The organism is Bradyrhizobium sp. LB8.2 (genome assembly GCF_040548035.1).
Lineage (GTDB): Bacteria > Pseudomonadota > Alphaproteobacteria > Rhizobiales > Xanthobacteraceae > Bradyrhizobium.
Genome location: NZ_JBEPQV010000002.1, coordinates 1 through 18,572, shown reverse-complemented (window position 1 = coordinate 18,572; position 18,572 = coordinate 1). Strand labels below are relative to the sequence as shown.

Sequence of the window (18,572 nt, the reverse complement as noted above, 5' to 3'; positions counted from 1 at the left end):
GGTGGCTGCCCATTTGCAAACCATATCATATTTACTCCAATACGTATGTGCCTAGTCTGGTCTTCCAGAACTGGGAGAAGATATGATGTCTATTGCATATGATCTTGCGCATTCTCCGGCCACCGAGTTCATGTCCCGGCCCCAGCATCTGCTGATCGACGGCCGCCGCGTCCCCGCAAGCTCCGGTCGCACCTTCAAATCGCTCAATCCGGCCACCGGGCAGGTCATCGCCGTCGTCGCCGAAGGCAACGAGGCCGATGTCGAGCATGCGGTTGCCGCCGCGCGCCGGGCTTTCGAAGGCGCCTGGCGCACGATGCGGGCGTCCGAGCGGGGCCAGATCCTGCTGCGCTGGGCAGACCTGCTCAAGCAGCACGCCGACGAGATCATCGAACTCGAGTCGATCGATGCCGGCAAGCCGATCGCCGCGACCTCGCGGCAGGATTTCCCGGCCGCGGTCGACACGCTGATCTACTACGCCGGCTGGGCTGACAAGATCAGCGGCGACGTCGTGCCTGTGCGCGACGACGTCCTGACCTACACCGTGCGCGAGCCTGTCGGCGTGGTCGCGGCGATCGTGCCCTGGAACTTCCCGCTGATGATCGGGATGTGGAAGCTTGCGCCGGCGCTGGCCTGCGGCTGCACCATCGTGATGAAGCCGGCCGAGCTGACCTCGCTGTCGGCGCTGCGCATCGCCGAACTCGCGCTTGAGGCCGGCCTGCCGGCGGGCGTCTTCAACGTCGTCACGGGGCCCGGGCGGGTCGTCGGCGATGCGCTGGTTAATCACCCTGACGTCGACAAGGTCACCTTCACCGGCTCCCCCGGCGTGGGTCGTGGAATCATGAAGGGTGCCGCAAGCAACTTCAAGCGTGTCTCGCTCGAGCTCGGCGGCAAGTCGGCCAACGTCATCTTTGACGATGCCGATCTCGAAGCCGCATCCAAAGCAGCGGCCTCCGGCATCTTCTTCAATGCCGGCCAGGTCTGCTCGGCCGGCTCCCGCGTGCTGGTGCAGGAGAAGGCCTATGACGAGGTCGTCGAGCGGCTGGCGGCACGCGCGAAGTCGCTCAGGATCGGTGATCCGCTCGACCGCAAGACGGTGCTCGGGCCCGTGATCTCCGAGAAGCAGATGAAGTCGATCCTCGACTATGTCGACATCGGCCGGAAGGAGGGCGCGACCCTTGTCACCGGGGGCGAACGTGTCGGCGAGCGTGGTTACTTCATCAGCCCCGCGGTGTTCGCGAATGTCGCGCACGAGATGCGGATATCGCAGGAGGAGATCTTCGGCCCCGTCGTCAGTGTCATCAAGTTCAGGGATGAAGCCGACGCGCTGCGGATCGCCAACGGCACGGCCTACAGCCTGGCTGCCGGCGTGTGGAGCCGCGACATCGGCAAGCTCCAGCGCTTCGCCAAGCGGGCGCGCGCGGGCACGGTCTGGATGAACACCTATGGCTACACCGACGTGCGCCTGCCCTGGGGCGGCGAGCGCGACTCCGGCCTCGGCCGCGAGCACGGCAGCGCCGCGCTCGACAACTTCACCGAGCCGAAGGCTGTGTGGATGAACCTGGCCGTCTGATACCTCCCGAGCGGCCAAGCCTGGAGCCCGCCTGATCGCCCGATCCGGCGGGCTCTTTTTCGAGATCGGTAAAATTGCCTGCATTCCGCTCAGCGGCGGCAAACCCTGCGGACAAGAACCACGCGGCCTTAAACCCCAGCTTTGGAACCGGCGTGCATCCTGCCTGCAACAGGGTGGGGCACCAGCATGTCAGTTCTCAGGGAGGTCGTCGTCGCGGTCGCGGGAGTCTACGCGCTCCTGATCGCGTGCGACGCATTGTTCGGGGTCGGCGAGGCGCGCTTCGAGGACGCCTATTACAGCGCCAGCTTCTACGCGCCGCGGCCGAAGGAGTTTCGTTTCGCCGGCGATACGCCGCCGGCGGTCCGCGTCAGCGAGGCATTTGCGCAATTCGCGCCGGGCGAAGGCAAGCCGAACAAGCGCTACTCGTCGCTGACGACGATCATTCGTTAAGTGTCCGCCTCACTCCCCCTGGATCCATTCCGCCACGCCGCGCCACAGCGTGTCGCGATGCTCGGGGCGGAAGAAGCCGAAATGGCCTATTCCCTTGGCGCTGACCTCTGACGGTTTGACCGTCACCACCTCTGGCTTGATCGCGGTGAACCCGCTCGCAAGCAGTTCGACGGCGGGCCGCGTCGCCCACGGGTCGTCGGAGAAGCAGAGAGTGCGCAGCTCGCCTTTGAATTTGGCAAAATTCTCCAGCGCCGGCAGCTTTGAATCGAAGAGATAGCGGGGGCTCGAGACCCACTCGGCCCATTGCAGGAAAACGCCCTTGGGCAAATCCTCGCCGATGCCGGCCCAGCCCGGCGCGTAACCGAGCGCGTGGACGAGCGGCACTCCGACAAAATTCATGAAGGCGAAGACCCGGTATTTTTCCGGCGACGTCATCAGCCGCCAGGTGGCCGCCTGCGAGGCCACAAACGCGGCGCGCGAGATGTCCGTGTTGTTCGCGATCAGCCCGAGCGCCTGGCCGCCGAAGGAGTGGCCGACATAGGCCAGGGGAAGGGTGCGGTAGCGCGCGCGCATCCAGTGCACTGCGGCGGTGACGTCGAACGCGGCCCAGTCCGACATCGAGGCCTTGAAACCGACCAGTGATTTCGGCTGGTTGTAGCCGACCATCGCCGGCAGCCGGGAGTCGCCGATCCCGCGATAGTCGTAAGTCAGGACCGCGCAGCCGCGATGGGCGAGATAGGAGGCAAAGCCGCGATAGATTTTCCGCGGGACGGCGGTGGCGGAGTTGATCAGTACGGCATGGCGTTTGGTGCCGCGCGGCAGGAACAGGGTGCCGCTCAGCGCATACCCGTCGGTCGCCGGGAAGCTGATCTCGTCAACGAAAACGTCGTCCACTGCCGCGTCCATGGGCAGAAGGTATCCTGCCAGTTTCCTCGCCGTTTCCCAGCAAATGCGAATTTGGCTTTTCCCGCAAGGGTTTGCAGTGCCGGATGGATTTACAACTGGCGGCCGGGGATTAGCCTGTGTATAAGGCGGCCCTCGCAACCCACAGATCAGGTTGCACTTTTTGCTTCACGGAGAGATTGCGATGTCCGAGCGGTGGACGCCCGAGTCCTGGCGCAGCAAGCCGGTGCTACAGGTGCCCGACTATCCCGACGCCAAGGCCCTAGCCGACGTCGAGGCGCAGCTTGCGACCTTTCCGCCGCTGGTGTTCGCGGGCGAGGCGCGCAACCTGAAGAAGTCGCTGGCGCGGGTCGCTGCCGGTGAGGCCTTCCTGCTGCAGGGCGGCGACTGCGCCGAGAGCTTTGCCGAACACGGCGCCAACAACATCCGCGACTTCTTCCGCGTGCTGCTCCAGATGGCGGTGGTGCTGACCTATGCCGGTGCCGTGCCGGTGGTGAAGGTCGGCCGCGTCGCTGGTCAGTTTGCAAAACCGCGGTCGTCGCCGACCGAGAAGATCGACGGCGTCGAGCTGCCGAGTTATCGCGGCGACATCGTCAACGACATCGCCTTCACCAAGGCAGCGCGCGTCCCTGATCCGCAGCGCCAGCTGATGGCCTACCGGCAATCGGCGGCGACGCTGAACCTGTTGCGCGCGTTCGCGACCGGCGGCTACGCCAATCTCGGCAGCGTGCATCAGTGGATGCTCGGCTTCCTCAAGGACTCGCCGCAGTCCCGCCGCTACAAGGAATTGGCCGACCGCATCTCGGACGCGCTCAACTTCATGCGCGCTTGCGGCCTCGATCTCGAGGCTCACCCCGAGCTGCGCGCCACCGATTTCTACACCAGCCACGAGGCGCTGCTGCTCGGCTATGAGCAGGCCATGACCCGCGTCGATTCCACCACGGGCGACTGGTACGCGACCTCAGGCCACATGATCTGGATTGGCGACCGCACCCGCCAGCTCGATCACGGCCATATCGAATATTTCCGCGGCATCAAGAACCCGATCGGGCTCAAATGCGGTCCGTCGCTAAAGCCCGACGAGCTGCTGAAGCTGATCGACGTGCTCAATCCCGACAACGAGCCGGGCCGGTTGACGCTGATCGCCCGCTTCGGCTCCGACAAGGTCGGCGAGCACCTGCCGAACATGATCCGCGCCGTGAAACGCGAGGGCAAAGCGGTGGTCTGGTCGTGCGATCCCATGCACGGCAACACCATCACCTCGACGTCGGGTTACAAGACGCGCCCCTTCGACCGCATCCTGTCCGAGGTGAAGTCGTTCTTCACCATCCACGCGGCAGAAGGCACGCACGCCGGCGGCGTGCATCTGGAGATGACCGGCCAGGATGTCACTGAGTGTATCGGCGGCGCCCGCGCGATCACCGACGAGGATCTCAACGATCGCTATCACACGGTCTGCGATCCCCGGCTCAATGCAGAGCAATCCATCGACATGGCTTTCCTGGTCGCGGAGCTGCTCAAGCAGGAGCGCGCCGGCAAGGTCATGCCGATGCCGGCCGCAGCGGGGCTCTGAGACCTTGCTGCGGATATTGAAGGCCACGGTCAATTCCCGCAACGGTCTGGCCTTTGCGTTCCGGTCGGAGCAGGCCGTCCGCGAGGAGATTGTCGCGCTTCTTTTGTCGCTGCCGCTGGCGTGGTTCGTCGGCTCGACCGCGATGCGCGCGGTCGAGCTGGTGTGTTCAGTCGCGTTCGTGCTGGTGGTCGAGCTGCTCAACACCGCGATCGAGAAGCTTGCAGACCGGCTGACCATGGATCACGACAAGCAGATCGGCCGGGTCAAGGACATGGGCTCGGCCGCGGTCGGTGTTGCGCTCCTGATGGCCGGCGCGTTCTGGATCATCGCCATCATCGAGCGGTTGGGGTTCCTCTAAAGCGCTAATCGCGCTTTAGGTTGTTGTTTTGAGCATGATCTTTTCGGAAAACCGCTTCACACTTTTCCGGATCATGCTCTGATCGGAGCGCGGCGGCCATGACCGAACGTCTCAACGAATTCGCGGTCACGCTCGCCCAGCTCAATCCGACCGTGGGCGACATCGACGGCAATGCCGCCAAGGCGCGTGCCGCGCGCGCGCAGGCCAAGTCCGACGGTGCCGATCTCGTGCTGTTTCCGGAATTGTTCATTGCCGGCTACCCGCCGGAAGATCTCGTGCAGAAGCCTTCCTTCCAGGCCGCCTGCCGCGCCGCGATCGAGGCGCTCGCGCGCGAGACCGCTGATGGCGGCCCGGCCATGCTGGTCGGCACGCCTTGGGTGGAGGAGGGCAGACTCTACAATGCCTGCGCGCTGCTCGATGGCGGCCGTATCGCCGCGCTTCGCTTCAAATGCAACCTGCCGAATTACGGCGTGTTCGACGAGAAGCGGCTGTTTTCGCGCGGCCCCGCCGCGGGGCCGGTGACCGTGCGCGGCGTTCGGATCGGTGTGCCGATCTGCGAGGACATCTGGCTGGAGGAGTCCGAGGATTACGAGAACGTGGTCGAGACGCTGGCCGAGACCGGCGTCGAGATCATTCTGGTGCCGAACGGCTCGCCCTACGCCCGCGACAAGGCCGATGTGCGTTTGTCGGTTGCGGTCGCGCGCGTCACCGAGAGCGGCTTGCCGCTGGTCTATCTCAACCAGGTTTGCGGCCAGGACGAGCTGGTGTTCGACGGTGCTTCCTTCGCGCTCAACGGCGATCTTTCGCTCGCGGCGCAATTGCCGGCGTTCGCGGAAAGCATCACCACACTGCGCTTCACCAGAAACGGCGACGATTGGCGCTGCACCGGTCCTGTCGCGGAGCAGCCCGAGGGCGAGTATGCCGACTATGCAGCCTGCGTGCTCGGCTTGCGTGATTACGTCGCCAAGAACGGCTTTCCCGGTGTGCTGCTCGGTATCTCCGGCGGCATCGACTCTGCCCTCTGCGCGGCAATCGCGGTCGATGCGCTCGGCGCCGATCAGGTGCACGGCGTGATGCTGCCTTACCGCTATACTGCGGCAAGCTCGATCGCGGACGCCGGCGAGCTCGCCGGCCGTCTCGGGATTCGTTATGAGGTGCTGCCGATCGCCGAAGCCGTGACCGGGTTCGAGACCATATTGTCCGGCATCTTCAAGAATTTGCCGCCGGATATCACCGAAGAAAATCTCCAGGCCCGCACCCGCGGCACGCTGCTGATGGCGATCTCGAACAAGACCGGGCTGATGGTGATGACCACCGGCAACAAGTCGGAAATGTCGGTCGGCTACGCCACGCTCTACGGCGATATGAACGGCGGCTTCAATCCGATCAAGGACATCTACAAGACGCAAGTGTTTCGGCTGGCAAGCTTGCGCAATGTCTGGAAGCCCGATGGCGCGCTCGGGCCGGCCGGCGAGGTGATCCCGCCCGATATCATCACACGTCCGCCGACGGCGGAGCTGCGCGAGAACCAGACTGACCAGGATTCGTTGCCGCCTTACGAGGTGCTCGATGCCATTCTCGAGCGTCTCATCGAGCACGAAGAGCCGCTCGACAAAATCATCGCCGCCGGCTTCGACCGCGAGACGGTGGTGCGCATCGACCATCTCCTCAATGTCGCCGAATACAAGCGTCGCCAGGCCGCGCCCGGCGTCAAGGTGACGGCCAGGAATTTCGGCCGCGACCGCCGCTATCCCATCACTAACCGCTTTCGCGACAAAGGCGAGCAGCTAGCCGCTCCGGACGAGACGCTGGTGTCGCGTGGGAGCAAAGCGTCGATCGACGCGTTCGAGGGGTGAATTCCCTGCCTTGGGCGAGCCCGCGGGTCCTACAACGGCGTCGCGAAAAACACCACTCGAAGCAAGTGCGTGTACTCGGACTCAAGCACCATGATCGACACAAAAACCAACACCGCGACCGGCGGTAGCAGGATGGCATAGGCTAGGGCCAGCCGCTCCCAGGCCATGTGCATGAAGACGGCAACGATGAGGCCGGCTTTCAACACCATGAACAGCAGGATCAGCGACCATCTCAGACTGCCGTGCAGGCCAAAATAGTCGACGAGATAGGAGCAGGTGCTGAGCACGAACAACCATGCCCAGACCACGAGGTAGAGTTTGATCGGGTGCTGCTGGCCCTTGGCGTGTGCCGCCGCCGGTGCGACTGCGTCATGCACATGAGCCTGGAGCTGTCCTTCCATGTGTACCGTGGCATTTGTCATGCGCCGACCTCACCAAAGATAGAAAAACGCAAAGATGAACACCCACACGAGATCGACGAAGTGCCAGTACAGGCCGGTGATTTCGACGATCTCGTAATAGCCTCTCCGGCTCGTGAAGAAGCCGCGCCTTTCGACATCGAAGTCGCCCCGCAAGACCTTGCGCGCAATTGCAATCAGGAAGATCACGCCGATCGTGACGTGGGTGCCGTGGAATCCGGTGATCATGAAAAAGCAAGAGCCGAACTGCGCCGCGCCCCACGGGTTGCCCCAGGGGCGAACGCCCTCCATGATCAACTTTGTCCATTCGAAGGCCTGCATGCCAACAAACGTCGCGCCGAATGCTGCCGTGACCAGCATCAGGATTGCGGTCCTGACGCGATCCCTGCGGTAGCCGAAATTGACGGCCATCGCCATCGTCCCACTGCTGCTGATCAAGACGAAGGTCATGATGGCGATCAGGATGAGGGGGACGTCCTTGCCGCCGAGATTAAGCGCGAAGACCTCGCTTGGGTTGGGCCATGGCACGATCGTCGACATCCGTGCCGTCATGTAGGACAGGAGGAAACAGCTGAAAATGAAGGTGTCGCTGAGGAGGAAGATCCACATCATGGCCTTGCCCCAGGACACGTTTTTGAAGGCGCGCTGATCAGAAGCCCAATCCGCGGCGATGCCTTGCCAGCCCGGAAGTCGCCCAGCACCTTGCCCCGTATTCGTCAGCACAGTCTCAGCCATCTGTTTTCACCCTCCCTAGCTCAGCAACTGGCGACAGATGTCGACGAAATCGTTCGTCCAACCCGTCAGGAGACCGAGCAGGACAACCCAGACCAGCAGGAGGAAATGCCAGTAGATGGTGCAGAGCTCCACGCTCAGGCGCATCTCGGCCGTCGCGGCGTTACGGTGCCATACCTTGGCTGTGGTCCTGCCGAGCGCCACCAAACCGCCGGTCAGGTGCAGCCCGTGCACCGCGGTGATCATGTAGAAGAAGGCATTGGCCGGATTGGACGCCACGAAATAGCCGGCGGCGTTCAGCTGTTGCCACGCGAGAAGCTGTCCTGCGAGAAACGTGATCGCTGCCCCTCCAGCGGCGAGCAGACCGACGATGGCGCCGTCGATGTCGTTCCGGCGCGTCGCAACGTACGCCCATTGCAATGCGACACTGCTTATGACCAGCACGCCCGTGTTGAACCACAGTACCGTCGGCACGGGCATTGTCCGCCAGTCCGCCATGTTCATGCGCATGGAGTAGGCGCTGATGAAAAGTGTGAACAGCGAGCCGGCGACGGCGAGGAATACGCCAAGTCCGACCTTCGCTGCCGGCCAGGTCATTGCGCCTGTGCCTGGGAAGTCATCGATCGGACCCGCCTCCAGCCACGGTTTGGCAGTCAGCCGTTGCTGCGAGAGCCACCATCCGGCGATGACCGCGATCACGCCCAGGAACAGGATAACGGCGCTCACGGAGCAGCTCCCTGAATGGCCCCCGTCGTGGGCGGCTGGTTCTGTGGAATGAAGTCCTCAGCAGCACCCGGCACGCTGTAGTCATAGGCCCAACGATAGACGACCGGGAGTTCCTTGCCCCAGTTGCCGTGCCCTGGCGGCGTCTCCGGCGTCTGCCATTCCAGCGTCGTCGCTCGCCAAGGATTACCCCCCGACGGCTCGCCCTCGAACAGGCTCCAGGCCAGATTGAACAGGAACACCATCTGGGCGAAGCCAACCGTCAACGCGACCACGGTGATAAACTGGTTGAGCGAGTGGGCGGACGGCGGAATGAACGCCGCCTCGCCGAGCTCGAAGTATCGGCGCGGAACGCCGAGCAGCCCGAGATAGTGCATGGGGAAGAAGATCAGGTAGGCGCCGAGGAACGTGACCCAGAAATGAAACTGGCCCAGAACGTTGTTCAACATTCGCCCCGTGACCTTCGGGTACCAGTGATAGATCGCCCCTAGCACAACCATGATCGGCGCGACGCCCATCACCATATGGAAATGCGCGACGACGAACATGGTATCCGAAAGCGGCACATCGACCACGACGTTGCCGAGGAATAGGCCGGTAAGCCCACCGTTCACGAAGGTGACGATGAATCCAAGCGCGAACAGCATCGGTATCGTGAGATGTATGTTGCCACGCCAAAGGGTCAGGACCCAGTTGTAGACCTTGATGGCGGTGGGAATGGCGATGATCAGCGTCGTCGTGGCGAAGAAGAACCCGAAATATGGGTACATCCCGCTCACATACATGTGGTGCGCCCACACGACGAAGCTGAGCGCGCCAATCGCCACGATTGCCCAGACCATCATGCGATAGCCGAAGATGTTTTTTCGCGCATGCGTGCTGATCAGGTCGGAGACGATGCCAAAGGCGGGCAAAGCTACGATGTAGACTTCGGGATGACCGAAGAACCAGAACAGGTGCTGGAAAAGCAGCGGGCTGCCACCGCCATATTTGCTGAGTTGGCCCATCTCGACCAGCGACGGCATGAAGAAGCTGGTTCCCAGCAGACGGTCGAGCAGCAACATCACCGAGCCAACGAACAGCGCAGGGAATGCCAGCAGCGCCATAACGGTGGCGGTGAAGATGCCCCACACCGTCAAGGGCAGACGCATCAAGGTCATGCCGCGGGTGCGTGCCTGCAGCACGGTCACCACGTAATTCAGCCCGCCCATGGTGAAGCCGATGATGAACAGGATCAGGGAGGACAGCATGAGGACGATGCCCCATTCCTGTCCGGGCGTGCCGGAGAGAATCGCCTGCGGCGGGTACAGCGTCCAGCCGGCGCCGGTGGGGCCGCCGGGCACGAAGAAGGTCGAAGCCAGCACCAGGACCGCGAGCAGGTAGACCCAGTAACTCAGCATGTTCACATAGGGGAAGACCATGTCCCGTGCTCCGACCATCAGCGGGATCAGGTAGTTGCCGAAGCCTCCGAGGAACAATGCGGTAAGCAGATAGATCACCATGATCATGCCGTGCATGGTGATGAACTGGAGGTACTGGTTGGCATCGATGAAGGAGAAGGTGCCGGGAAATCCCAGTTGCAGTCGCATCAGCCACGACAGCACCAGGGCCACGAGACCGATGGCCGAGGCTGTCAGCGAGTACTGGATGGCGATGACCTTGGCGTCCTGCGAAAAGACGTACTGCGTCCACCAGCTTTTCGGATGGTAGAGCTCGACTTCAGGCACTTCGGCAGGCGGAATGCCTGTGATCCCATCATATGGAACATCGACCATAGAGCACCTCCTCGGTCGTTTCCTTCGGGGGCGATGAGTTGGTTCACGCGCCCGATCCATGTTCGCAGCGGCATTTCCCTATTTGCCGCCCGATTGGTACGTCGCCCTCACGACGGCCTTTGGGCCGGATAATTCGGCAAACGTCTTCTGCTGATCGAGCCAGGCGTGATAGTCGCTCTCTTCCTCGATGATCACCTTGGCCCGCATTTGATAATGAGCGGCGCCACATAGTTCCGCGCAGAGAACATCAAAGGTCCCGGTTCGGATCGGCCTTATCCAGAAATAGGTGACCATGCCTGGGACCATGTCCATCTTGGCCCGGAATTCCGGCACATAGAAATCGTGCAGGACATCGACGGAGCGTAGCAGAACCTTGACGGGCTTGCCGGTTGGAAGATGCAGGTCGCCGTTCTCGATCACGACGTCATCCTGGCCATGCGGATCGCTGCGATTGAGGCCCATCGGATTGTCTGGACTGATGTTGCCGACGTCGGACGTGCCCAACCGACCATCCTTCCCCGGCAAGCGGAAGCTCCATTGCCATTGCTGGCCCATGACTTCGATCTCGGTGGCGTCTGCGGGCACCGTCACGAACTGGTGCCAGACGACCAGGCCGGGTGCGAGCATGGCGGCGACGCCGATGCCGGTCCCGATACTGAGCCACCATTCAAGCTTTTTGTTTTCGGGATTGTAGTCTGCCTGTCTTCCCTCCCTATGGTGGAAGCGAAAGACGCAATAGGCCATGAATGCAACGACCGCGGTAAAGACGAATCCGGTGATCCAGAATGTGATGTTGATCGTCTGGTCGATGTAGCTCCAGTTAGTGGCGATGGGCGTCCACCACCACGGGCTGTAAAGGTGAAACAGCACCGAGCCGATCGCGACCAAAAGCAGTATCAGTGCGACAGCCATCCTGATCCATCCTTGCCATCGAAGGCTGCGCCATCGAAGGCTGCGGATACGAATCCAGGGCGAAGCTCACATTGGTCGCGATGGCGGACTCTTCTCTTGTGCTGGCATCTATACTGACAGATGCGCCATCGCCGCGCCTCTTGTCTCGCCCATTCAACCGGTCGCGACATTCAAGAGAAAGATCGCGACCGCTCACTGCTGGGGGCGTCTAGGCTTTTAGAATGATCCCCTGCGAACCCGACGTCAATAGCATGTCAAACGCGCTTCGCTGGCGCGACGATTCCTGTCGCGGTGCAAGCTGGCGAGCGCCAGTTGCATTCTCGATGTGATGCATCGCACAAAATATGCGAAACACAATTCACCAAGTGGGAGCGCTGGTCATTCCGATGCGCCCGCGCTAAGCTTGGAGCGCAGGTCGCGACGGGTTTCGTCCGGCTAAGCTCCTTCCTCGTTGAGCCTGGAACTGCCGTATTCGGCTCGATCGCGTCTCCCGCACATAAAGGCGGATGCGCGCGGCCGGAAAGCGCGCGGTTCGCCGCGGCGATTTCAGCAGAGGAGGGTGTGTCCATGGCCACTCTTTATTCCAACAACATCGTAAAACGGCACCTGTTCGGCGAGGCGGTCTCTTATCCCATTCGCAAGATCGGCTTGTCCGACCTGAGAGAGGTGCTGCGCCTGGGCTGGGAGGATTTCCAGGCGATGCCGAGTCACGCGGTCGTTGTATGCCTGATTTATCCCGTTCTCGGTCTCGTCCTGTTCAGGATGGTCCTCGGCCATTCGGTCCTGCCGCTGCTGTTTCCGCTGGCGGCCGGATTTGCCTTGATAGGGCCCTTTGCCGCGATCGGTCTCTACGAACTCAGCCGTCGCCGCGAGCGCGGCGAGGAGGTCGAGGCGTGGGACGCGATCAAGGTTTTGCGTGCACCGTCCTTCGGCGCCATGCTCGAGCTCGGCGTTCTCTTGCTCGTCCTGTTCGGGGTCTGGATCGGCGTCGCGAACGCGATCTATGTCGCCATCTTCGGTCACGCGGCGGCCGCAAGCATTCCTGACTTCGCAACCCGCGTGCTGACGACGCCGGAAGGATGGTCGCTCATCATCGTCGGTTGCGGTGTCGGCTTCCTGTTTGCCGTCGCGGCCCTATGCGTCAGCGTCGTATCGTTTCCATTGATGCTCGATCGGCATGCGACGGCGATCGATGCGATCCGGGCCTCCCTGCGGGCGGTGGCGGCCAATCCGGTTGCGATGGCGGGGTGGGGGCTGGTCGTCGCGGCACTGCTCGTGATCGGCTCACTGCCGCTCTTCGTCGGTCTCGCTGTCGTCCTGCCGGTGCTCGGTCATGCCACTTGGCATCTTTACCGGAGGGTGGTCGAGCCGAATCCGAATCCACCTGATGAACCGCCGCCGCCCCCGAAGGGGCGGCGCTATGCGGCGGACTTTCCGGCCAATCTCTTCCCGTGGAGCCGCGAGGGCGAGCAGTAACAGCAAGAGGGCCGCTCCCGGCGGCCCACTTGGCTCGAGATTGGTGCAGAATTATTGCTTCGGTGGGATGAAGGTCGGTCCGACCGAACGGATCGGCTTGTTCTCGGTGGTCGCAGCGGTGCCAGTATCGGCGGGCGGTGCGGCGGCCGGTGTGCCGGCCGTGGCCGGGGGCGGCGTTGCGCCCTTCTTCGCAGCCGTGGCAGGCGTGCCCTTGGTGAGCTGCCGCTGCTGCATCTTCTTGGCACTCTCCTCGGTGACGATGATGTCACCCTGCTGCTCGGCCGACGCCTTGTCGTCGGCCGATTTCAGCGCGTCGGCCCAGGTCTGGCCCGCGGCCTTGCAGGAGCAGGACGGGTTGAACTCGCTGCGGAATTTGAACGCGGTCGGCAGCGCCGTGTAGGGCTGGCCGCTGGTGGAGACCGCCGAGTTCATGTCTTCGCCGGGATTGCGATGAGTGTAGAGCACGGCTTCGGCGGCCGGGCACAGCGCCTTGCAGGTCTTCTCGTCGTCGGGGAAGCGCGCGGGCACAGTCGCAAACGAGACCGGGAAGTAGGCGCCGTCGCAGGTGCGCACGCAGACGGTGCGATAGGTGCCTGACTGCGGGCCGAGATCGGAGGGCGGCACGCCTTGTGGACTGTTGGGGTTGTTGCCGCCGAACAGATTGCTCAGGAAGTTGCCGCCTTGCGACTGCGCGGCGTTGGCATATTGCGGGCCGCAATTGTTCTGCGCCAGCGCGGCCAGCACCGAGCGGCGCTGGTTGTCGCGCTCCGGACTGAAGCCGCCGGGACCGCCGCCGCGCAGGCGTTCGAGATTGCCGGTGATCTGGTCCAGATTGGCGCGCATCTGCTGGATCTGGGTGTTGACCGGACCGCATTGCGCCGACTGGCCGCTGAACAGCGAGAAGAAGCCGGAGGAATCGCAGCCCATGCGCTTGGCCTGCATGGTGACGCGGTCGAGCTCGGCCTGCTGCCGGGTCTGGGACTCCTGGTAGCGGCGGATCTGGTCTTCGCGCGCGGGGTCACCGCCGCCACCGCTACGATCGAGCGCGGCGAGCTGGCCCTCCAGCCGCACGCACATCGGATTCGGTCCAAGCCCGTTCTGGCCGGGCTGAGGCGGCGGCCCGGGCGGGCCGGCCTGTGCGAAAGCGCCGGTGACAAGCACGACCGTGCTTAGGAGCACGGTGCAGGCAAGGAGGAAGCGAGCACGGGAGAGCGACAAAAATTCAGGCATATCCGCCATTCTAGCGAGGTCACGGCCACGCGTGATTTGGGGGGCCGAAGCGCGCCCTCCCATAGCCGCTTCCTGCGGCATCGTCACGTCGTTTCAGGGGCCAAAGATTGCGCCTAAGATACGCCAGTTCCGAGTGGATTCAGCGCTGGCAGGTGATTGCGACATATTCGTCGCAATGGCCATGGGAGCAGTTTGCGCCGGATTTGGGGACAGAGCCGGTAATTTCGTCGGGATCGACCCGACGATAGGCCGAAGCCTGGGCAAAATCGCGTGACTGGCAATAGGTGCGTGCGACCTGCGAGCCGCATTTCTCGCTTTTGGCGAGGCACTGGTCGACACCGTAGCCGTCCGCCTGGTTGGCGATGATGAAGATGCGCGTCTCGGCGAAAGCGCTGGATGCCGCAAGGATGGAGGCGCAGGAAATGAGCGCGAGCAATGATCGCATGAAAACACCGGGGGCAAAAAAGAAGGAACTGCCAGTTCCAGAATGGGCTCAAATGGTTAAGGATGATGAACCATCAAGGCGGGGCAGCCGCGCGATGCGGAGGTAAGACGGCATTTCCGCGGCTCCCTTGACGCGTGGGCCCTTCGTGGCCCATATGTCGCCGCATGAACGGTCTCCTCGCCATTTGCGCCATTTGCCGCGAGATTATTAGCTAGCGATTCGCTGGCTGGAGCCGTCTTTATCTCAAAACCATTGAGAGCCCTGGACGCCCGGCCAACAGCCGACGGGTATCCATATGGAATTGCGCCTTTACGATACGCTGAGCCGGGAAAAGCGCACCTTCGTGCCGCTCGATGCGAAGGATGTCCGCATGTATGTCTGCGGACCGACCGTCTATGACTTCGCCCATATCGGCAATGCGCGGCCCGTGATCGTGTTCGACGTACTGTTTCGGCTGCTGCGCCATCTCTATGGCGAGGCCCACGTCAAATATGTCCGTAACATCACCGACGTCGACGACAAGATCAACGACCGCGCCGCGCGCGATTTCCCCGGCCTGCCGCTGAACGAAGCGATCCGGAAAGTCACAGAGCAGACCGGCAGGCAATTTCACGCCGACGTCGATGCGCTCGGCGCGCTGCGGCCGAGCGTCGAGCCGCGCGCGACCGAGCACATCGGCGAGATGCGCGAGATCATCGAAAGGCTGGTCGCCGGCGGCTTTGCCTATGTCGCCGAGGACCATGTGCTGTTCTCGCCGCAGGCGATGAACGCGGCCAACTCCGTCCTGCCGCGCTATGGCGCGCTGTCCAATCGCTCGCTGGACGAGATGGTCGCCGGCGCCCGCGTCGATGTCGCGCCCTACAAGAAGGGCAATACCGACTTCGTGCTGTGGAAACCGTCCAAGCCGGGCGAGCCGTCATGGCCGTCGCCGGCCGGCATCGCCGCGCAGGGGCGGCCCGGCTGGCACGTCGAGTGCTCGGCGATGGCCTGGAAACATCTCGGTGAACATTTCGACATCCATGGCGGCGGCATCGATCTCGTGTTTCCGCATCACGAGAACGAAATCGCGCAGACTTGCTGCGCCTTCCACCGGGAGCGCATGGCGAACTACTGGATGCACAACGGCTTCCTGCAGGTCGAGAGCGAGAAGATGTCGAAGTCGCTCGGCAATTTCGTCACGATCCACGAACTGCTTGCGGACTGGCCGGGCGAGGTGCTGCGCCTGAATATGCTCAAGACGCATTACCGCTCGCCGATCGACTGGACCATGAAGTCGCTGGAGGAGAGCGCCAGGACGCTCGACGACTGGTATCGCGTCGCGGCCGACGTCGCGCCCGGCCAGCCGGCCGCATCCGTCGTCGAGCCGCTGCTCGACGACCTCAACACGTCGCTCGCGATCGCGGCATTGCACAGCCTGCGTGGCACCGATGTGAGCGCCCTGGCGGGGTCGCTGCGTCTGCTCGGCTTCCTGTCCGAGAGCGCTGCGCAATGGGAAAGCCGCAAGCAGCAGGCAACTGGCGTCGACGCCGGCGAAATCGACCGCTTGATCGCGGCGCGCGCGGCTGCGCGTGCGCAAAAAGACTTTAGGGAGTCCGACCGCATTCGCGACGAACTCGTCGCCAAGGGCGTGGTGCTCAAGGACGGCAAGGACGCGGACGGCAAGCCGGTGACGACCTGGGAGCTGGCGTGATGGCACATGCGCTTCCAAAGCCTGGCTTGCGGCCGTTCCTGCCGGACGACGTGCCGGTTCTCGCCGCGATCTTCATAGCAAGCATCGAGGAGTTGACCGGCGACGACTACAGCGAAGCGCAGCAGCAGGCCTGGATGGAGGCGGCCGAGAGCGAAGAGTTCGGCAATCGGCTCGCCTCAGACCTGACGCTGATCGCAACGCTCGAGGGATCAGCGGTGGGCTTTGCGTCGCTGCGCGACAAGGATCACATCCGCATGCTCTATGTGCATCCGGCCGTGGCCGGGCAGGGGCTGGCGACGATGCTCGTCGATGCGCTGGAAAAGCTTGCCGGCGGCCGGGGCGCGGACAAGCTGACGGTCGACGCCAGCGACAACGCGCAGGGCTTTTTTGCCAAGCGCGGCTATGTCGCCATGCAGCGCAACAGCATCACCGTCAACGACGAGTGGCTCGCCAACACCACCATGCAGAAGACGCTCGGCACCGGACCCGCGTCGGGAGCACTGCAATGAGCAAGGAGCGCCTCTATCTTTTCGACACCACGCTGCGCGACGGCGCGCAGACCAATGGCGTCGATTTCACGCTGAAGGACAAGCAAGTCATCGCGGCGATGCTCGATGATCTCGGCATCGACTATGTCGAGGGCGGCTATCCCGGTGCCAATCCGACCGACACCGAGTTTTTCGGCGCCAAGCCCAAGCTCCATCATGCGCGATTCACCGCCTTCGGCATGACGCGCCGGGCAGGGCGCTCGGTCTCCAACGATCCCGGCGTCGCCGGGCTACTGGAGGCGAAGGCGGACGCGATCTGCTTCGTGGCGAAGGCCTCAGGCTATCAGGTGCGTGTCGCGCTGGAGACGACGAAGGAGGAAAATCTCGCCTCGATCCGCGACAGCGTCGGGGCGGCCAAGGCCGCCGGCCGCGAGGTCATGCTCGACTGCGAACACTTTTTCGACGGCTACAAGGAGGACGCCGCCTTCGCGCTCGCCTGCGCCAAGGCTGCCTATGAGGCCGGCGCGCGCTGGGTGGTGCTATGCGACACCAACGGCGGCACCATGCCGAACGAGGTCGAGGCCATCGTCACCGAGGTGGCAAAGCACATCCCCGGCGATCATCTCGGCATCCACGCCCATAACGACACCGAGCAGGCGGTGGCGAATTCGCTCGCCGCGGTGCGCGCCGGTGCGCGGCAGATCCAGGGCACGCTGAACGGCCTCGGCGAGCGCTGCGGCAACGCCAATCTCTGCTCACTGATCCCGACCTTGAAGCTGAAGCAGGAATTTGCCGACGCCTTCGAGATCGGCGTCACGTCCGAGAAGCTCGCGACCCTGGTCAAAGTCTCGCGCACGCTCGACGACATGCTCAACCGCGTGCCGAACCGGCATGCGGCCTATGTCGGCGAGAGCGCCTTCGTCACCAAGACCGGCATCCATGCCTCCGCGGTGCTGAAGGATCCGCAGACCTACGAGCACGTCTTGCCTGAATTGGTCGGTAACCACCGCAAGGTGCTGGTGTCGGACCAGGCCGGCCGCTCCAATGTCATCGCCGAGCTCGACCGCGCCGGCATCGCCTATGAGAAGAGCGATCCGAAGCTGACGCGGCTGGTCGAGGAACTGAAGGAGCGCGAGGCGCAAGGCTATGCCTATGAATCCGCCAACGCCTCGTTCGAGCTTTTGGCGCGCCGCACGCTCGGCAAAGTGCCGCATTATTTCGAGGTCGAGCAGTTCGACGTCAATGTCGAGCAGCGCTACAATTCGCACGGCGAGCGCGTCACCGTGGCGCTCGCTGTCGTGAAGGTCGACGTCGCCGGCGAGCATTTGATCTCGGCGGCTGAAGGCAACGGCCCCGTCAATGCGCTCGACGTTGCGCTGCGCAAGGATCTCGGCAAGTACCAGAAATACATCGAGGGTTTGACGCTGATCGACTACCGCGTGCGTATCCTCAACGGCGGCACAGGCGCGGTCACGCGCGTGCTGATCGAGAGCGAGGACGAGAACGGTGACAGCTGGACCACGGTCGGCGTGTCCCCGAACATCATCGACGCCTCGTTCCAGGCGCTGATGGATTCGGTGATCTACAAGCTGGTGAAGTCGGGGGCGCCGGCGTAGGGGATAGTGAGGTGAGCTATGGCGGCGCCATAAAACGCCGTCATTGCGAGGAACCCTTCGCGACGAAGATTCCATGGGGAGTGGATAGCGACCAAGTCTGAGGCCAGACTGAGGTTGCAATACCACCCAACCTGGAGACGACGATGTTGCTCGATCATCCTTCCGACGGACCGACCGCTATCCGCACGCAGTTTGGCGCAATTTTTGTGTCTTTGGAACTGAGCCGTTCGACATGGCTGGTGACCTCGCTGTCGCCGGGCAATAGCGAGAAGATGTCCAAACACAGCGTGAAGGCCGGCGATCTTCCGGAACTTTTGAAGCTGTTTTCCGAGCTGAAGCAGAAGGCCCTGGCGCGA

The 18,572-nt window shown here is 63.1% G+C and carries 17 protein-coding genes and 1 pseudogene; 10 read left to right on the top strand and 8 right to left on the bottom strand.

The window, feature by feature from the left end:
* Positions 1 to 85 precede the first annotated feature (85 nt).
* On the top strand, positions 86 to 1,570 hold the full coding sequence (locus tag ABIB06_RS02565; RefSeq protein ID WP_354044570.1) for an aldehyde dehydrogenase family protein: 1,485 nt from the start codon (positions 86 to 88) through the stop codon (positions 1,568 to 1,570).
* Positions 1,571 to 1,756: 186 nt separating this feature from the next.
* Complete coding sequence (locus tag ABIB06_RS02560; protein WP_354043762.1) at positions 1,757 to 2,020, top strand: hypothetical protein; 264 nt, start codon at positions 1,757 to 1,759, stop codon at positions 2,018 to 2,020.
* A 9-nt stretch (positions 2,021 to 2,029) separates the two neighbouring features.
* Here ABIB06_RS02560 and ABIB06_RS02555 read toward each other — a convergent pair whose 3' ends face one another.
* Positions 2,030 to 2,926, bottom strand: coding sequence for an alpha/beta hydrolase family protein (locus ABIB06_RS02555; RefSeq protein ID WP_354043759.1), 897 nt, complete (start codon positions 2,924 to 2,926; stop codon positions 2,030 to 2,032).
* A 181-nt stretch (positions 2,927 to 3,107) separates the two neighbouring features.
* Here ABIB06_RS02555 and ABIB06_RS02550 point away from each other — a divergent pair, with 181 nt between their 5' ends.
* The 3 genes from ABIB06_RS02550 (at position 3,108) to ABIB06_RS02540 (ending at position 6,710) form a co-directional block, all read left to right on the top strand.
* Entirely contained in the window at positions 3,108 to 4,496 is a 1,389-nt protein-coding gene (locus tag ABIB06_RS02550; protein WP_354043755.1) for a class II 3-deoxy-7-phosphoheptulonate synthase, read from the top strand.
* A gap of 4 nt (positions 4,497 to 4,500) precedes the next feature.
* Positions 4,501 to 4,854 carry a diacylglycerol kinase gene (locus ABIB06_RS02545; RefSeq protein WP_354043752.1) on the top strand — a complete coding sequence of 118 codons (354 nt, stop codon included), beginning with the start codon at positions 4,501 to 4,503 and terminating at the stop codon, positions 4,852 to 4,854.
* A gap of 98 nt (positions 4,855 to 4,952) precedes the next feature.
* Complete coding sequence (locus ABIB06_RS02540; RefSeq protein WP_354043749.1) at positions 4,953 to 6,710, top strand: NAD+ synthase; 1,758 nt, start codon at positions 4,953 to 4,955, stop codon at positions 6,708 to 6,710.
* Positions 6,711 to 6,739: 29 nt separating this feature from the next.
* Here the strand turns inward: ABIB06_RS02540 and ABIB06_RS02535 are convergent, their stop codons facing one another.
* From ABIB06_RS02535 to ABIB06_RS02515, 5 genes are all read right to left on the bottom strand, one after another.
* Positions 6,740 to 7,132 (bottom strand): cytochrome C oxidase subunit IV family protein, encoded by a 393-nt coding sequence (locus ABIB06_RS02535; RefSeq protein WP_354043747.1) that lies wholly within the window; start codon positions 7,130 to 7,132, stop codon positions 6,740 to 6,742.
* Positions 7,133 to 7,141: 9 nt separating this feature from the next.
* Positions 7,142 to 7,864: a heme-copper oxidase subunit III family protein gene (locus ABIB06_RS02530; RefSeq protein ID WP_354043744.1), complete on the bottom strand. Its 723-nt coding sequence runs from the start codon at positions 7,862 to 7,864 to the stop codon at positions 7,142 to 7,144.
* Between the two features lie 15 nt (positions 7,865 to 7,879).
* On the bottom strand, positions 7,880 to 8,587 hold the full coding sequence (locus ABIB06_RS02525) for a cytochrome c oxidase subunit 3 (RefSeq protein WP_247446708.1): 708 nt from the start codon (positions 8,585 to 8,587) through the stop codon (positions 7,880 to 7,882).
* A complete protein-coding gene (locus ABIB06_RS02520) occupies positions 8,584 to 10,359 on the bottom strand; it encodes a cbb3-type cytochrome c oxidase subunit I (protein WP_247340814.1) in 1,776 nt (591 codons plus the stop codon). Before ABIB06_RS02520 ends, ABIB06_RS02525 begins: the two co-directional genes overlap by 4 nt.
* A gap of 78 nt (positions 10,360 to 10,437) precedes the next feature.
* Positions 10,438 to 11,271 (bottom strand): cytochrome c oxidase subunit II, encoded by an 834-nt coding sequence (locus ABIB06_RS02515; RefSeq protein WP_247340812.1) that lies wholly within the window; start codon positions 11,269 to 11,271, stop codon positions 10,438 to 10,440.
* 567 nt (positions 11,272 to 11,838) lie between these two features.
* Between ABIB06_RS02515 and ABIB06_RS02510 the strand changes: the two genes are divergently transcribed.
* Positions 11,839 to 12,747: a DUF2189 domain-containing protein gene (locus ABIB06_RS02510; protein WP_354044569.1), complete on the top strand. Its 909-nt coding sequence runs from the start codon at positions 11,839 to 11,841 to the stop codon at positions 12,745 to 12,747.
* Positions 12,748 to 12,798: 51 nt separating this feature from the next.
* Here the strand turns inward: ABIB06_RS02510 and ABIB06_RS02505 are convergent, their stop codons facing one another.
* Both ABIB06_RS02505 and ABIB06_RS02500 read right to left on the bottom strand, forming a co-directional pair.
* On the bottom strand, positions 12,799 to 13,986 hold the full coding sequence (locus ABIB06_RS02505) for a DUF2865 domain-containing protein (RefSeq protein ID WP_354043735.1): 1,188 nt from the start codon (positions 13,984 to 13,986) through the stop codon (positions 12,799 to 12,801).
* A gap of 130 nt (positions 13,987 to 14,116) precedes the next feature.
* Positions 14,117 to 14,422: a hypothetical protein gene (locus tag ABIB06_RS02500; protein WP_247446711.1), complete on the bottom strand. Its 306-nt coding sequence runs from the start codon at positions 14,420 to 14,422 to the stop codon at positions 14,117 to 14,119.
* 295 nt (positions 14,423 to 14,717) lie between these two features.
* On the opposite strand from ABIB06_RS02500, the gene cysS reads away from it, so the two are divergent.
* From cysS to ABIB06_RS02480, 4 genes and pseudogenes are all read left to right on the top strand, one after another.
* Positions 14,718 to 16,112, top strand: coding sequence for a cysteine--tRNA ligase (cysS, locus tag ABIB06_RS02495; RefSeq protein WP_354043730.1), 1,395 nt, complete (start codon positions 14,718 to 14,720; stop codon positions 16,110 to 16,112).
* Entirely contained in the window at positions 16,112 to 16,621 is a 510-nt protein-coding gene (locus ABIB06_RS02490; protein ID WP_247446713.1) for a GNAT family N-acetyltransferase, read from the top strand. The genes cysS and ABIB06_RS02490 overlap by 1 nt, the downstream gene beginning before the upstream one ends.
* Positions 16,618 to 18,216, top strand: a complete 1,599-nt coding sequence (gene cimA / locus ABIB06_RS02485) for a citramalate synthase (protein WP_354043724.1) — start codon at positions 16,618 to 16,620, stop codon at positions 18,214 to 18,216. Before ABIB06_RS02490 ends, cimA begins: the two co-directional genes overlap by 4 nt.
* Positions 18,217 to 18,359: 143 nt before the next feature.
* Positions 18,360 to 18,572, top strand: a pseudogene (locus tag ABIB06_RS02480) (IS110 family transposase); the annotation flags it as partial.

What these genes read in the sequence shown, in the direction of transcription:
- ABIB06_RS02505 (WP_354043735.1), bottom strand. Translation starts at nt 13,986, where the DNA reads ATGGCGGATATGCCTGAATTTTTGTCGCTCTCCCGTGCTCGCTTCCTC.
- ABIB06_RS02535 (WP_354043747.1), bottom strand. Translation starts at nt 7,132, where the DNA reads ATGACAAATGCCACGGTACACATGGAAGGACAGCTCCAGGCTCATGTG.
- ABIB06_RS02510 (WP_354044569.1), top strand. Translation starts at nt 11,839, where the DNA reads ATGGCCACTCTTTATTCCAACAACATCGTAAAACGGCACCTGTTCGGC.
- ABIB06_RS02560 (WP_354043762.1), top strand. Translation starts at nt 1,757, where the DNA reads ATGTCAGTTCTCAGGGAGGTCGTCGTCGCGGTCGCGGGAGTCTACGCG.
- ABIB06_RS02530 (WP_354043744.1), bottom strand. Translation starts at nt 7,864, where the DNA reads ATGGCTGAGACTGTGCTGACGAATACGGGGCAAGGTGCTGGGCGACTT.
- ABIB06_RS02490 (WP_247446713.1), top strand. Translation starts at nt 16,112, where the DNA reads ATGGCACATGCGCTTCCAAAGCCTGGCTTGCGGCCGTTCCTGCCGGAC.
- ABIB06_RS02540 (WP_354043749.1), top strand. Translation starts at nt 4,953, where the DNA reads ATGACCGAACGTCTCAACGAATTCGCGGTCACGCTCGCCCAGCTCAAT.
- ABIB06_RS02555 (WP_354043759.1), bottom strand. Translation starts at nt 2,926, where the DNA reads ATGGACGCGGCAGTGGACGACGTTTTCGTTGACGAGATCAGCTTCCCG.
- cysS (WP_354043730.1), top strand. Translation starts at nt 14,718, where the DNA reads ATGGAATTGCGCCTTTACGATACGCTGAGCCGGGAAAAGCGCACCTTC.
- ABIB06_RS02550 (WP_354043755.1), top strand. Translation starts at nt 3,108, where the DNA reads ATGTCCGAGCGGTGGACGCCCGAGTCCTGGCGCAGCAAGCCGGTGCTA.
- ABIB06_RS02500 (WP_247446711.1), bottom strand. Translation starts at nt 14,422, where the DNA reads ATGCGATCATTGCTCGCGCTCATTTCCTGCGCCTCCATCCTTGCGGCA.
- ABIB06_RS02515 (WP_247340812.1), bottom strand. Translation starts at nt 11,271, where the DNA reads ATGGCTGTCGCACTGATACTGCTTTTGGTCGCGATCGGCTCGGTGCTG.
- ABIB06_RS02565 (WP_354044570.1), top strand. Translation starts at nt 86, where the DNA reads ATGTCTATTGCATATGATCTTGCGCATTCTCCGGCCACCGAGTTCATG.
- ABIB06_RS02520 (WP_247340814.1), bottom strand. Translation starts at nt 10,359, where the DNA reads ATGGTCGATGTTCCATATGATGGGATCACAGGCATTCCGCCTGCCGAA.
- cimA (WP_354043724.1), top strand. Translation starts at nt 16,618, where the DNA reads ATGAGCAAGGAGCGCCTCTATCTTTTCGACACCACGCTGCGCGACGGC.